General features: G+C 74.9%; 8 protein-coding genes. 3 read left to right on the forward strand and 5 right to left on the reverse strand.

Annotated elements, in window-relative coordinates; genetic code table 11:
• Positions 1–496: 496 nt before the first annotated feature.
• Entirely contained in the window at positions 497–4,048 is a 3,552-nt protein-coding gene (gene mfd, locus ACQP17_RS15045; protein WP_433856765.1) for a transcription-repair coupling factor, read from the reverse strand.
• 193 nt (positions 4,049–4,241) lie between these two features.
• Between mfd and ACQP17_RS15050 the strand changes: the two genes are divergently transcribed.
• Positions 4,242–5,849, forward strand: coding sequence for an MFS transporter (locus tag ACQP17_RS15050; RefSeq protein ID WP_433856766.1), 1,608 nt, complete (start codon positions 4,242–4,244; stop codon positions 5,847–5,849).
• A gap of 16 nt (positions 5,850–5,865) precedes the next feature.
• On the opposite strand, the gene ACQP17_RS15055 is transcribed toward ACQP17_RS15050, so the two are convergent.
• The 4 genes from ACQP17_RS15055 to ACQP17_RS15070 form a co-directional block, all read right to left on the reverse strand.
• Positions 5,866–6,807, reverse strand: coding sequence for a cellulose-binding protein (locus tag ACQP17_RS15055; RefSeq protein WP_433856767.1), 942 nt, complete (start codon positions 6,805–6,807; stop codon positions 5,866–5,868).
• A gap of 171 nt (positions 6,808–6,978) precedes the next feature.
• Complete coding sequence (locus ACQP17_RS15060; RefSeq protein WP_364884184.1) at positions 6,979–7,914, reverse strand: LCP family protein; 936 nt, start codon at positions 7,912–7,914, stop codon at positions 6,979–6,981.
• A 299-nt stretch (positions 7,915–8,213) separates the two neighbouring features.
• Positions 8,214–11,045, reverse strand: coding sequence for an SUKH-4 family immunity protein (locus tag ACQP17_RS15065; RefSeq protein WP_433856768.1), 2,832 nt, complete (start codon positions 11,043–11,045; stop codon positions 8,214–8,216).
• Between the two features lie 5 nt (positions 11,046–11,050).
• On the reverse strand, positions 11,051–12,058 hold the full coding sequence (locus ACQP17_RS15070) for an SMI1/KNR4 family protein (protein WP_433856769.1): 1,008 nt from the start codon (positions 12,056–12,058) through the stop codon (positions 11,051–11,053).
• Between the two features lie 320 nt (positions 12,059–12,378).
• Here ACQP17_RS15070 and ACQP17_RS15075 point away from each other — a divergent pair, with 320 nt between their 5' ends.
• Both ACQP17_RS15075 and ACQP17_RS15080 read left to right on the forward strand, forming a co-directional pair.
• On the forward strand, positions 12,379–12,891 hold the full coding sequence (locus ACQP17_RS15075) for a YwqJ-related putative deaminase (RefSeq protein WP_433856770.1): 513 nt from the start codon (positions 12,379–12,381) through the stop codon (positions 12,889–12,891).
• 8 nt (positions 12,892–12,899) lie between these two features.
• Entirely contained in the window at positions 12,900–13,454 is a 555-nt protein-coding gene (locus ACQP17_RS15080) for an SUKH-3 domain-containing protein (protein WP_433856771.1), read from the forward strand.
• The last annotated feature ends 10 nt before the right edge of the window (positions 13,455–13,464 follow it).

A 13,464-nucleotide genomic window follows, 5' to 3' on the forward strand; every position in this document is an offset into this window, starting at 1 on the left:
CCGTGCTTGTTTCTGTTCGTTTTTCCCGCCTTCGGCGGGGGCGGGGGTGGTTGTGGGGTGGGGTCCCGGTAGGTGTGTGGGGGTGGCGGTGGCAGGGGCTCCGGGGTGGGTGTGTGGACTGCTTCGCTTTACGTCCACACACCCACCCCTCCGCCCCTGCCCCCTCCCGTAGTTGTGGGGGCCCCACCCCGGTGGGGGGAGTGTCAAAAACAAAAACCAGAAGCTCGGCCGGACTACGCCACGGCCGAGCTTCTGGCTTTTGACCACTCCCCCCACCGGACGGGGGCGCCGATCCGGACGGGAGGGGGCGGGCCGGAGGGGCCTGTGTTGTGGACGTAAAGCGAAGCAGTCCACAACACAGGCCCCGCAGGACCGCCACCGCCACCACCACACACCACAGGCGCCCCCGCCCAACCAACACCCCACCCCGCCGAAGGCGGAACGGCCCCCCCGCCGGAGGCGAACGGCGCCGCAGCCGACAACGTGGGAAGCGGGCCTACGAGCCCAACACCGTGGTGAGGAACTCACCCACCCACGCGAGCAGCTCGCGCCCCACCACCGGCTTGCCGCCGATCTTGCCCGTGGTCGGCCGCGGCACCAGGATCTGGCGGGTGGCCGGCTTGAGGACCGTACGGGGGTACAGCCGCTTCAGGCGCAGCTCCTGGGACTCGCGCAACTCCACCGGTCCGAAACGGACGTTGGCGCCCTGGAGCGTGATGTCGGCGACCCCGCACGCGCGTGCCAGCATCCGCAGGCCGGCGACCAGCAGCAGGTTCTCGACCGGCTCGGGGAGCTTGCCGTAGCGGTCGACCAGCTCCTCGCGGACGGCCGCGATGTCCTCCTCCGAGGAGGCGGAGGCGATGGCGCGGTAGGCCTGGAGGCGCAGCCGCTCGCCGGGCGCGTAGTCGTGCGGGACGTGGGCGTCCACCGGGAGTTCGATCTTGACTTCGAGCGGGGGCTCCTCCTCCACGCCGCCTTCCAGGGAGGCGCGGTAGTCGGCGACCGCCTCGCCCACCATCCGGACGTAGAGGTCGAAGCCGACGCCGGCGATGTGGCCGGACTGCTCGCCGCCCAGGAGGTTGCCCGCGCCGCGGATCTCCAGGTCCTTCATGGCGACGTACATGCCCGCACCCATCTCGGTGTGCTGGGCGATGGTCGCCAGCCGCTCGTGGGCGGTCTCGGTGAGCGGCTTCTCCGGCGGGTAGAGGAAGTAGGCGTAGCCGCGCTCGCGGCCGCGGCCCACCCGGCCGCGCAGCTGGTGGAGCTGGGAGAGACCGAAGTTGTCGCCGCGCTCGACGATCAGGGTGTTGGCGTTGGAGATGTCGATGCCCGATTCGACGATCGTGGTCGAGACCAGGACGTCGAACTTCTTCTCCCAGAAGTCGACGACGACCTGCTCCAGCTGCGACTCGCCCATCTGGCCGTGGGCGGTCCGGATGCGGGCCTCGGGGACGATCTCGCGGAGCCGGGCGGCGGCGCGGTCGATCGACTCGACGCGGTTGTGGATGTAGAAGACCTGGCCCTCGCGCAGGAGTTCACGGCGGATGGCCGCGCCGATCTGCTTCTGCTCGTAGGGGCCGACGAAGGTCAGGACCGGGTGGCGCTCCTCGGGCGGGGTGGTGATCGTCGACATCTCGCGGATGCCGGTGACCGCCATTTCCAGGGTGCGCGGGATGGGGGTGGCGGACATCGTCAGGACGTCGACGTTGGCGCGCAGCTTCTTCAGCTGCTCCTTGTGCTCGACGCCGAAGCGCTGCTCCTCGTCGACGATGACCAGGCCGAGGTCCTTGAACTTGGTCTCGGAGGAGAACAGCCGGTGGGTGCCGATGACGAGGTCGACGGAGCCCTCGCGCAGCCCGTCGAGGACGGCCCTGGCCTCGCCGTCGGTCTGGAAGCGGGACAGCGCCTTGACGTTGACCGGGAACTGGCCGTAACGCTCGGTGAAGGTGCCGAGGTGCTGCTGGACGAGCAGCGTGGTCGGGACGAGAACGGCGACCTGCTTGCCGTCCTGGACGGCCTTGAAGGCGGCACGGACCGCGATCTCGGTCTTGCCGTAGCCGACGTCGCCGCAGATCAGGCGGTCCATCGGGACCGACTTCTCCATGTCCTCCTTGACCTCGGCGATGGTGGTGAGCTGGTCGGGCGTCTCCGCGTAGGGGAAGGCGTCCTCCAGCTCGCGCTGCCAGGGGGTGTCCGGGCCGAAGATGTGGCCGGGCGCCGCCATCCGCGCGCTGTACAGCTTGATCAGGTCGGCGGCGATCTCCTTGACGGCCTTCTTGGCGCGCGCCTTGGTCTTGGTCCAGTCGGCGCCGCCGAGCCGGTGCAGGGTGGGCGCCTCGCCACCGACGTACTTGGTGACCTGCTCCAGCTGGTCGGTGGGGATGTAGAGGCGGTCGCCGGGCTGGCCGCGCTTGGCGGGGGCGTACTCGACGAGGAGGTATTCGCGGGTGGCGCCCTGGACCGTGCGCTGCACCATCTCGATGTAGCGGCCCACGCCGTGCTGTTCGTGCACGATGAAGTCGCCGGCCTGGAGGGTCAGCGGGTCGATGGTCTTGCGGCGGCGGGCCGGCATCCGGGCCGCGTCCTTGCCGGCCGCCTTCTGCCCGGAGAGGTCGGTCTCGGTCAGGACGGCGAGCTTGAGCCCCGGGTCGATGAGGCCGTTGTCGAGCGAGCCGCAGGCGACGTGGACGACGGAGGCGGAGATCTGCGGGAGGTCGGCGTCCAGCCGGGCGGCGATGCCCTCCCCGCCCAGGACCTCGACCGTACGGGCCGCGGGGCCGTGCGCCTCGGTGAGGTAGACGGTGCGCCAGCCGTCGGCGAGCCACTGCTTGGTGTCGGCCAGCGCGCGCTGGGTGTCGCCGCGGTAGGTGTCGGGGGCGTGCATGCCCAGCTTGAGGGTGTCGCCGTCCGCCGCCAGGTCCTCGTCGGCCGCGAAGGGGGAGACCGACCACCACATCATGCCCAGCTCACGGGCCCGGTCGCGGACGTCCGCGATGCCCCACAGGGAGGCCGCGCCGACATCGATCGGTGCCGCCCCGCCGCCGGCGCCGGCGGCGGCCGCCCACGACGCCTGGAGGAACTCCAGGCTCGTCGCCACCAGGTCGGCGGCCCGGGTCCGTACCCGCTCCGGGTCGCAGACCACCGCCATGCTGCCCTTCGGCAGCACGTCCAGCACCAGTTCCATCTCGTCGACGAGCACCGGGGCGAGCGACTCCATGCCCTCCACGGCGATGCCTTCGGCGATCTTGCCGAGGAGTTCGCCCAGCTCGGGGTGGTCCTCGGCGAGGGCGGCCGCCCGGGCGCGGACGTCCTCGGTCAGCAGCAGCTCACGGCACGGCGGCGCCCACAGGCCGTGCTCGGCCACCTCCAGGGACCGCTGGTCGGCGACCTTGAAGTAGCGGATCTCCTCGACGTCGTCGCCCCAGAACTCCACCCGCAGCGGGTGCTCCTCGGTCGGCGGGAAGACGTCCAGGATCCCGCCGCGGACCGCGAACTCACCGCGCTTCTCGACCAGCTCCACCCGGGCGTAGGCAGCCGCCGCCAGTCCGTCGACGATCTCGGCGAGATCGGCGCTCTGCCCCGACCGCAGACTGACCGGCTCCAGCTCGCCCAGCCCCTTGACCTGCGGCTGGAGCACCGAGCGGACGGGGGCGACGACGACCGAGACCGGGCCGGCCATCGGGTCGTCGGCGCGCGGATGGGCCAGCCGGCGCAGCACCGCCAGGCGCCGGCCGACGGTGTCCGAGCGCGGCGAGAGCCGCTCGTGCGGCAGCGTCTCCCAGGACGGGAACTCGACGACGGAGTTGTCCTCGCCGGCCGGCATCAGGCTGCGCAGGGCGGCGGCGAGGTCCTCCGCCTCGCGGCCGGTGGCGGTCACCGCGAGCACCGGGCGGCCGGCCCGCCGGGCGAACGCGGCGATGGCCAGCGGGCGGGCGGCCGGCGGGCCCACCAGGTCCACGTGCGGCCGGTTTCCGTCGGCCGCGGCCTGCACCGCTTCGGCGAGCGCCGGGTCCTGTGCGACGGCGTCGAGCAGACCAGTCAGGCTCATGAAAAGGGTTCCGTCCCAGCGAGGCGAACAACGCAGCAGCCCGACACGTCGCACGGGCCGGGGTTGCCAAGAGTACGCCCGCCCGCCACCCGGCCGGACCCGAACCCGGGGCCGCCCCCGCGCCCGGGCGCGGTTCCCTCCCCCGGCATCCACATGGAAGGGTGCACGGTACAACGACCTTGGAGGGGGAACGGTGAGCGGAAGCATCCGGCGGACCGGCCACGGCGGACCCGAAGCCCTGCGCACGACGGGCCGGGCGCCCACGGGGCCGCCGCCCCGGCCGGTCGTCGCCGCCCTCATGCTCGGGATGGCGCTCGCCGCGCTCGACTCGACGATCATCGCCACCGCCGTCCCGCAGATCGTCGGCGACCTCGGCGGCTTCGCGGTCTTCTCCTGGCTGTTCTCCGGCTATCTGCTGGCCGTCACCGTCACCCTGCCCGTCTACGGCAAGCTCTCCGACACCTTCGGCCGCAAGCCCGTCCTGCTCACCGGGATCGCGCTCTTCCTCGCCGGCTCGCTGGCCTGCGCGGCCGCCTGGAACATGGCCGCGCTGATCGCCTTCCGGGTCGTACAGGGGCTGGGCGGCGGCGCCCTCCAGGGCACCGTGCAGACCATCGCCGCCGACCTCTACCCGATGCGGGACCGGCCCAGGATCCAGGCCCGGCTCTCCAGCGTGTGGGCGGCCTCCTCGGTCGCCGGGCCCGCGCTGGGCGGGCTGCTGGCCGCCGGTGCCGGGTGGCGGTGGATCTTTCTGATCAATGTGCCGGTGGGGGCGGTGGCTCTCTGGCTGATCGTCCGGCACTTCGCCGAGCCGCAGCGCGGCCCGGACGGCGCCGCCGTGGCCGGCCGCTCCCGGGTCGACTGGCCCGGCGCGCTGGCGATCTTCGCGGCCGGCGGGCTGCTGCTGACCGCCCTGGTCCAGGGCGGGGTGGCGTGGGCCTGGCTCTCCACGCCGTCGCTGCTGCTGTTCGCCGGCAGCGCGGGCTGCGCCGCGCTCACCGTCCTCGTCGAACGGCGGGCCGCGGAGCCGATCATCCCCGGCTGGGTGTGGCGCCGCCGCCCCCTGTGCGCCGTCAACCTCGCGCTGGGCGCCCTGGGGCTGCTGATGGTCGCGCCGACGGTGTTCCTGCCGACCTACGCGCAGGCGGTGCTGGGCCTGGGTCCGACCGCGGCCGGCTTCGTGCTCTGCGTGATGACCCTGAGCTGGCCGGTCTCGGCCGCCCTGAGCAGCCGCGTCTACACCCGGCTCGGCATCCGCAACTGCGCGGTGCTCGGCATCGCCGCGGCGAGTCTGATCCTGTTCGCCTTCCCGCTGCTGCCCTACCCCGGCGCGGCCTGGCAGCCCGCCCTGATCATGCTGGCGCTCGGCGCGGCCCTCGGCCTCTTCCAGCTCCCGCTGATCATCGGCATCCAGTCCTCGGTCGGCTACCGGGAGCGCGGCACCGCCACCGCCTCCGTCCTCTTCTGCCGCCAGGTCGGGCAGTCGCTGGGCGCCGCGCTGTTCGGCGCGCTCGCCAACGCCACCCTCAACGACCGCCTGGCACAGGCCCCTTCGGGCCTGCGCGGCAATCTGCCCGCCGACCTCGACGCGGTCTCCCGGGCGCTGGCCCACCCCGGCGCGCTCACCGCGCAGGCCACCGACTACCTCCGCCGCGCCGTCGACACCACCGTCGACCACGTCTACCTGGGCGCCGGCGCGGCCGCCGCGCTCGCGCTGACCGCGCTGCTGGTGCTGGCGCCGCGGCGCTTCCCGGTGCACGCCGACGTCCGGTCCGCCGGCGAGGGCGAGGGCGGCGCCTGACGGGCGGCCGCCGGGCTCAGGAGTCCGCGCTGCCGCGGCTGCGGGGCACCTGGGTCTCGACGGTGTCCTCCGCGTCGGTGCCGGTGGACCGGCCGGAGCGGACGCCGGGCCCGCTCTCCCCCGCGTCGGCCCCGTGCTCCTCGGCCACCTGCGGCTTCCCGGTGAGCGCCGCCAGGCTGGTGCGGACGTGGGCCATGTGGACCCGGACCTCGGCCCGCTCGGCGTCGTGGCCGGCCACGATCCGCTCCGTGGCCCGCTCGATGCGTTCCACCTCGGCGCGGGCCCGGTCCAGCATGCCGGCGGCGCGGCCGTCGGCGTCCTCCTTCTGGTACCGGGCCTCCTCCTCGGCCTCCGCGTACCGCCGCTGGGCGTCGGCCCGGGCCTCCTTCCCCCGGGCGTCGAGGTCGGTCAGCAGCCGGTCGGTCTCCACCTCCCGCTCCGCGATCTCCTGCCCGGCCGCGTCCCACTCCTGGGACTGCCGCTTCTCCTGGTCGCACAGCAACTGCGCGGTCCGCGCGCGCACCTGCGCCAGCGCCTCGGCCGCGTCGTCCCGCAGCTCCGCGGCCTCCTGGGCCGCCGTGACCGCCAGCTCCGCGGCCTCGCCGCGCGCCGCCTCCTCGGTGCGCCGGCCCCAGGCCTCCGCCTCGGTGCGCAGGGTGTACGCCGCCCGCTCGGCCGCGTCCCGGACCTCGTCGGAGTAGGCCGCGGCCTCCTTGCCGGCCTGCCGCGCGTCGCGCTCCGCCCCGGCCCGCAGCCGCGCCCCCTCGGACTGCGCGGTGGTGAAGATCAGCCGGGCCTCGCTGCCGAGGGACTCGAAGGTCTGCGGCGGCAGCCGCGCCACGTAGTCCCGCAGCTCGGTGAGTTCGGCCTCCATCTCGTTGGCCAGGACGGTGAGCCGTGCCGCGCGCTCCCAGCAGGAGTCGCGGTCGACCGAAAGCCCCTCCACGCGGCGGTCCACGTCCTCCGACCGGTACCCGCGTCCCCGTACGGTCTCGAACCCGTGAGGCGAAACCGATGCACTCATCCTTCAAGCCCCTCTCCGCGCAATGACCCGCACTTCTCGTGGGATCGGTGCGATGCGCTACTCCTCACGACACTCCGCCTTACCCGACCCACCCCACAGGATGCGTCATTTATCGGCAGAAGTCGGAATCCGCTCGTCGTTCCGCAGGGCCTGGAACAAACGGCTCGCCCCGTTCTCCTTCCACGGCAGCACCGAGCCGACACCGCTGACCATCACTCCGGGCCGCCGCACCGGCACCGTCGTCGCCGTCCCCGCGCCCGACGAGATCTGCCGCATCGACCTGCCCATACCCAGCAACTGCGCCACATCGGCGTCGTCGTCCACGCGCAGCGCCGCCAGTGAGGCGTCCAGGACCCGCTTGGACCGGGACGGGTCGAGGTACACGTCCGAGGACGCCATCCCGTCCGCCACCGCGCCGATCAGCTGCCGCTGGCGCTTCACCCGTCCGAGGTCTCCGTCGGGGTCGGTATACCGGGCGCGGACGTACGCCAGCGCCTCGGTGCCGTTCATCCGCCGGCAGCCCGCCGGGAAGTCCGCCCCCGACTTCTCGTCCTTCAGCGGCTTGTCCAGGCACAGCCGCACCCCGTCCAGCGCGTCCACGATCTGCACGAAGCCCAGGAAGTTCACCTCGGCGTAGCGGTCGATGCGCAGGCCGGTCGCCTGTTCCACCGTTCGGGTGAGCAGCTGCGGTCCGCCGTCGGCGTAGGCCTCGTTGATCTTCCGGCTGCCGTGCCCCGGTATCGGTACGTAGCTGTCCCGCGGCAGGCTGACCAGCGTGGGGCCGTGCGCGCCGGAGTGCAGCACCATGATCGTGTCGGTGTTCTGCACCCGGCCGTTGCCGACGTGCAGGTCCCTGCGCTGCTGCGGGGTCAGCTCACTGCGGCTGTCCGAGCCGACCAGCAGCCAGTTCGTGCCCTTGCCCGCGGCCGGGCGCCCGGCGTACCCGCTCAGCGCGGAGACGTGCCGCAGATTGCCCGCCGCCCAGAGGTAGAGCCAGGCCCCGGCCGCCACCACCAGGAGCACCAGCACCAGCAGGGTCACCAGCGTCGTGGGGAGCCACGACCACCGGCGGCGGCGCGGCCCCGGCAGGCCCGGGGGCTTGCCGGGTCTGCCGGGCCGTCGGCGGTGCCACCACCGTGCGCGCTCCGCCCGGTACTCAGTCGGCGACGACGAGGCGGAGAGCGGGGGTATCGGACGGCCCATATACGCATGGTCGGGGCACCCGGCCCGGACCGCAGTGCGAACCCGGTGGCCCGGACCGACCGGCGCCGCTCACCCGGGCGCCGGCCCGGGGCGCTGATCCGCGGTCCCCCGGGGCCCGGCCGCCCGGACGACGTCCCCTACAGCAGCCCGTCCCACATCTGTTCCAGCAGCACCGACCACCAGGTCTCCGGCGAGCCCAGCGCGGGCGGGTCCAGCGCGACCAGCTGCGCCTGAAAGTCGACGGTCCAGCGTCCGGCCTGCTCCGGTGTCAGCCCGTACCGCAGCCGCCACATCCGCCCCAGCATCGCCAGCGCGCGCACGAACTCCGGCAGCCCGGAGTTGACGAACTGCGGGGTCGCGGGCGCCCCGCCCGGCCCGGCCTCCATCGGCACCGCCACGATGTGCGCGCTGCCGTACTGCACACACAGCTGACGGCCGAAGTCGTTGCCCATCACCAGATACGAGCCGGCGTCCGGGGCCGGCTGCACCCCGCGCTCCGCCGCCAGCTCCGCCAGCGTCGGCACCGGGCGGCCCGGCGCGGCCTGCGCCCAGAAGAACGGCCCGAAGTCGACCGGCAGCCCGGCCCACACCAGCATCTGGGCCACCACGTCGGGCACCCCGTGCCGGGAGACCGCCCGCTGCTCGAAACGGAAGATCCCCTGGGGCCCGAAGGCCTGCTCCAGCTCCTGCCCGATCAGCTGCGGCGGCGCCGGCGGTATCGGCTGCACCTGCGAGGGGTGCGGCAGCGGCACCCGCACCGGGGCCGGCCGCGCCGGGCCGTCCGCGACCTGGTGCAACTCGCCCTGGTGCTCGACGAGGTGCCGCACGCCCTGCTGGCGCGAGGCGTGGTCGCGGCCGTACGCGGCGGTGTGGCTGATCCGTACCTGCGGCCAGTTGTCCCGGATCATCCGGGCGCAGTAGCCGCCCGGCAGATCGCAGCACTCCAGCTCGGTGTGCAGCTCCAGCACCTGCTGCGGCGGCACGTTCATCCCGCGCAGCTCGTGCAGCAGCTGCCACTCGGGGTGCGGCGTCCCGGGCGCCGAGCGGCGCACGATCTTCTGCTCGGAGCCGTCCGGCGCGCGGTAGCTCAGGACGGCCATGTAGCCCGGGCCGACGGTCGGCTGACCGCCGGGCGCCGGCGGGTAGCCGTACGCACCCGGGCCGCCGGCACCCTGGCCGGGGACCGGCGCGCCCGCGCCCTGCGCCCCGTGCGGGGCCGACGGGGGGCCGGGCGGCGCCGTGGGCACCCCGGGCGGGGGCACACCGGGACCGGCCGCGTGCGGCACTCCGGGCCCGCTCGGCGCACCGGCGGCCAGCGCCGCGCCGTCGGCGAGCATCGTGGCGGCGGCGTGCACCCCGCCGCCCGTACCGCCCGCGGCGGGCGGGGCCGGCGGCGGAGGAGGCGGACCGGCCCGGCCGCCGGGGGGCTGAGCGCCCGCGCCGGGCTTCCCGGACGTGCCCGGCTTTCCGGGCGGCCCGGGCGGCTTGGGCGCGCCCGGCACCCCCGGAGGGCCGGGCGGCGGCGGCACACCGGGGCCGCCGGCCGCGCCCGGACCACCCGTGGCGGGCGGCGGCGGCACCTGGAGGGCCCCGCTGTCGGCCAACATCGTCGCGGCGGCGTGCACCCCGCCGGAGCGGGGACCGCCGGCGGCGGGGGAATCCGTGTCAGCGGCGGAGCCCTCGACGCGGCCGGCCGTCCCCGTCCCGTCCGGCCCGTCCACCGCGCTGAGATCCACGTCCGCGGCGTCCAGCTGCGACACCAGCTGGGTGGGGATGTAGCCACCGGCCGGTGCGGTCCGGGGGGCGTCGGCCTCCGGCGCCTCCCGCGGGGCGCCGTCCCGGCCGGTACCGGGGGGCCCGGGGGGCGGCGGCGGGCCCGCCGCGGCGTTGCCGGGCAGCGCCGAGCCGTCGGCCAGCATCGTCGCGGCGGCGTGCACCCCGCCGCCCACGGGCGCCGCGGGCGGCGCCGGCGGAGCCGGAACACCCGGTTCCGCGTCGGCGGATCCGGGGACGCCCGGCGGGGGCGGGACATCGGTGACCGGCGGCCCGGACGGCGGCGGCAGCGCGGACAGGCCGTCGGCGGACGGCGGTGCGGACGGCACCGGCGGCGGCAGCATCCCGTCATCGGGCCCGCCGGCCGGGCGCGGCCGTCCCGCCGGGCCGCCCTCGGCCTCCGGCAGGTCGAGCGCGGGCGCGACCTGGGTGCGCGGCAACTGGCTGCCGCCCTGGAGCAGTTCGGTCTTGGCCTCGGGGCGCGCCCGCGGCGCCGGCGGGGTGTCCTCCACCTCGTCGAAACCGGCCAGCGGCGGGGCGAAGACCGTCCGGGGCAGCTCGACCGAGCGGTCGCCGCCCGCGCCGTGCGTCGTGTCGGCGCCGTCCCACGAGGCCGGCGCGGCGGACCCGGTCGCCGGGCCCGCGCCGTCCCCGGCGGTCCCGCCGTCGGCGGCGTTCACGTTCACCCCGGCCCAGGCGTCGGCGGCCGGGGGCGCGGCGGCGGGCCCGGGCAGCGGCGTCGGGGCCGGGAGCGGTGCGCCGGCGCCCGTGCCCTCCGCCGCCCGCCGCTCCGCGGCTCCTCGCGCGTCGGCCGCTTCCTGGAGCCATTCCGGCGGCGTCAACAGGAAGGACGTGGCCTCCAGATCGATCCGCTGCGGCGGCTCGGGCGCGTGGTACCCGCCGTCCGCGGGAGCGCCGTAGGCCTCCTCGTAGCGCCGGATCACCTCGCCCACCGGCAGTCCCGGCCACAGCGTGGTCTCCCCGCTGTCCCGGGCGATCACCAGCCGGGCCCGGCCGCCGGCCGACGGACCTCCCCCGGAGCCCTCGGCACCGGAGGGATCCGCACCCCGGTCCTCGGCCCAGGCCACGAAGCCCAGGTCGAACTCCCGCACCTGTACCTCACGGTGGAACTGCGGCGCCACCTCGCCGTTCACCCACAGCTCCGCGCGCTCCTGCGCCTGCGCGAACGTCACCACCGTGCTCAGCCCCCCACCGCAACCTGGTACGCGAAACCGCCGTCGACCATCAGGTCCGCCACGGTCTCCAGCTCCGGCGGATTGCCCGCCAGCCGGAGCAGAAAGTCGTCGAAGTCCTGGCCGCACGGCAACAGCAGCCGCTCCACGCGCTCCTGCACCGTCCAGCCGTCCCGGTCCCGGGCGTCGTCGTACGGGCAGAACCACACCGAACCGAGCGCCTCGCCGCGGACCTTCACCGCGACCACCCCGCCCTGCACGAACGCCACGCCCAGGTAGTCCTTGGTGAAGTGGTCCCGCAGGCACTTGTTCACATAGACCAGGTCGTTGACCGCCACGTCGTCGCGCACCGTGAAGAACGGCTGGTCGACCAGCAGCCCCAACTCCGCGTCGAGCGCCGCGCCCACCGGTGCGCACCCGCCCGCCGCCTTCAAAAACGCGCGGTAGGCCTCCGGCAGCCGGTAGCCCAGCGACTCCTCGGCCTGCGCCAGCGCTTCCTCACTCACCGACAGCTCGCGGTGCGGCAGCCCGAAGTGCGCCGGCCGGGTCTCCTGCAGCGGCCGGGTGCCGCGCCGGTCGTGCGCCACCGCGGTCGTCGCCAGCCCGCCGTGGTGCCGCAGCAGCGCCTTCACCTCGACCGGCACCAGCTCCATCCGCCGGGTGCCGGCCACGTGGTGCCAGGTCCAGCCGTGCGGGGTGGCCACCGCGGGCACGTCTATCCACAGGTCGTGGCCCCGCGCGTGCAGAGCGGCGTTCGCCGAGACGTAGTCCGTCAGCCGCAGCTCGTCGACGCCGAAGCCCTCCGGCGGCTCGGCGATCTCCGCCGCGGCGCGCGCGTAGGGCGTGAACTCCGGGAAGCCGCGGGCGTCCATCCGCACCCCGGCCGGGTACCGGGCGGCACGCACCGGATCCGGAAAATGTACGACCTGCCCGGCATACGCCGCGTTCGGTGGCGCGGCATGTCCCGCCGCGCGGGAGCCGGGGAATGCCCCCAGCCCTTGCGGACCTGTCGTCATCGCGGTTGCCCCCTGGCTGAAGCCGGCTTTGGGGCACAGCCTAAGCCGTACGGCCGAACCGGCCGCCGCCCCGTCCCCCCGCACGTCAGCCCGGCGACACACCGACGTCACCCGCCGCCCCACCACCCACGAGCCCCCCGCGCACCACCCCGCCGACCAGCCGCGTTTCCCCGCGACCGACGCCCCGTCAGCTCCCCGTGAGATCGCCGACAGGCCGCCCGACTACCGCAACACCCAGCACATTTGGCAGGCTGACCCTCCCCCACCTTCGGTGGGGGGACCCCCAGCACCACGGGGATTCGGGGAGGGAAAGCACCACGATGAGCACCACCGCACGCCACCACAACTCAGCCGGCGACCCCCGCATCGGCTGGGGCGGCAGCGCCGACACCTCTCGCGCGCCCGCCCTGCGCCACCGCCGCGACGGCATCCTCCCCACCGTCGGCGCCGCCCTGTCAGTACGCGGACAAACTCTTACCTGCACGGCAAGCAAGGCGGAACAGCCGCCGGCGCTCCACCCGCTGGTCCAGGACTTCCTCGACGCGCTCGCCACCGCACAGCGCGAACGTTTCACCGGACGCTGCCCCGAAGCCGTCCTGCTCTCGCGCCACCTCACCGCCGTCGAGGCCGGCCGCGGCAAGCGCGCCTCCCGCAAGCCGCTGACCAATGGCGAAGCCCGCCGTTCCCTGAAACACTCCAAGATCACCGCACGCCATATCCGCGAGGACGGCGACCCCCGGCACGGCAGTTACGCCCCGCCGTGCCGCTCCTGCGACGCACTCCTCGCCCACTTCGGTGTCATGCCCGTCGGCGCGACGCCCACAGGAAGCTGACCGTCACCATGCCGACCACCCCCGGCCCGCGCACCGCCGCCCACGACCGCGGCGACTCCACCCGCTTTCCCGCCGCCGTCGACGTCGCGCTCCAGGACGCCGGCTGGCACCCCGGCCGCTGGGACATAAAGCAGGCGGAACACTGGGCCGACACCCTGCGCGCCCACACCTCGCCCGCGGGCCACCGCCACACCGTCTTCGCCGCGGCAGTCGAGGCCTGGGCCGAATTCGGCGCTCTGCACATCACCGGCCCGGGGCCCGGCCGCCACATCGCCCCCGCCCCCTTCGTGCTCGACCCGCTGCACGGCCTGCACCTCGCCCGCACCCTCGGCGACCTCGGCCGCGCCCTGGAGACGGACGTGGCCCCGCTCGGCCGCGAGGAACTCACCGCGCCCGACGGGGCCACGTACGGCCAGGCCGCCCTCGCCATCGACGCCGAGGGCCGGGTCTACAGCCTCGACCACACCGGCGACTGGTACCTGGGGCCCGACATCGACACCGCGCTGGGAACGCTGGTGCTGGGCACCCGGCCCACCCGGCTCGCGCCGCACCCGGCCGGCTGAGCCGGCGGGC

Origin of the sequence: Streptomyces kronopolitis, assembly GCF_050953795.1 — a bacterium.
Lineage (GTDB): Bacteria > Actinomycetota > Actinomycetes > Streptomycetales > Streptomycetaceae > Streptomyces > Streptomyces kronopolitis_A.

Excerpts from the sequence above, each read along its gene's own strand:
- ACQP17_RS15070 (WP_433856769.1), bottom strand. The coding sequence starts at position 12,058 with ATGACGACAGGTCCGCAAGGGCTGGGGGCATTCCCCGGCTCCCGCGCG.
- ACQP17_RS15075 (WP_433856770.1), top strand. The coding sequence starts at position 12,379 with ATGAGCACCACCGCACGCCACCACAACTCAGCCGGCGACCCCCGCATC.
- mfd (WP_433856765.1), bottom strand. The coding sequence starts at position 4,048 with ATGAGCCTGACTGGTCTGCTCGACGCCGTCGCACAGGACCCGGCGCTC.
- ACQP17_RS15080 (WP_433856771.1), top strand. The coding sequence starts at position 12,900 with ATGCCGACCACCCCCGGCCCGCGCACCGCCGCCCACGACCGCGGCGAC.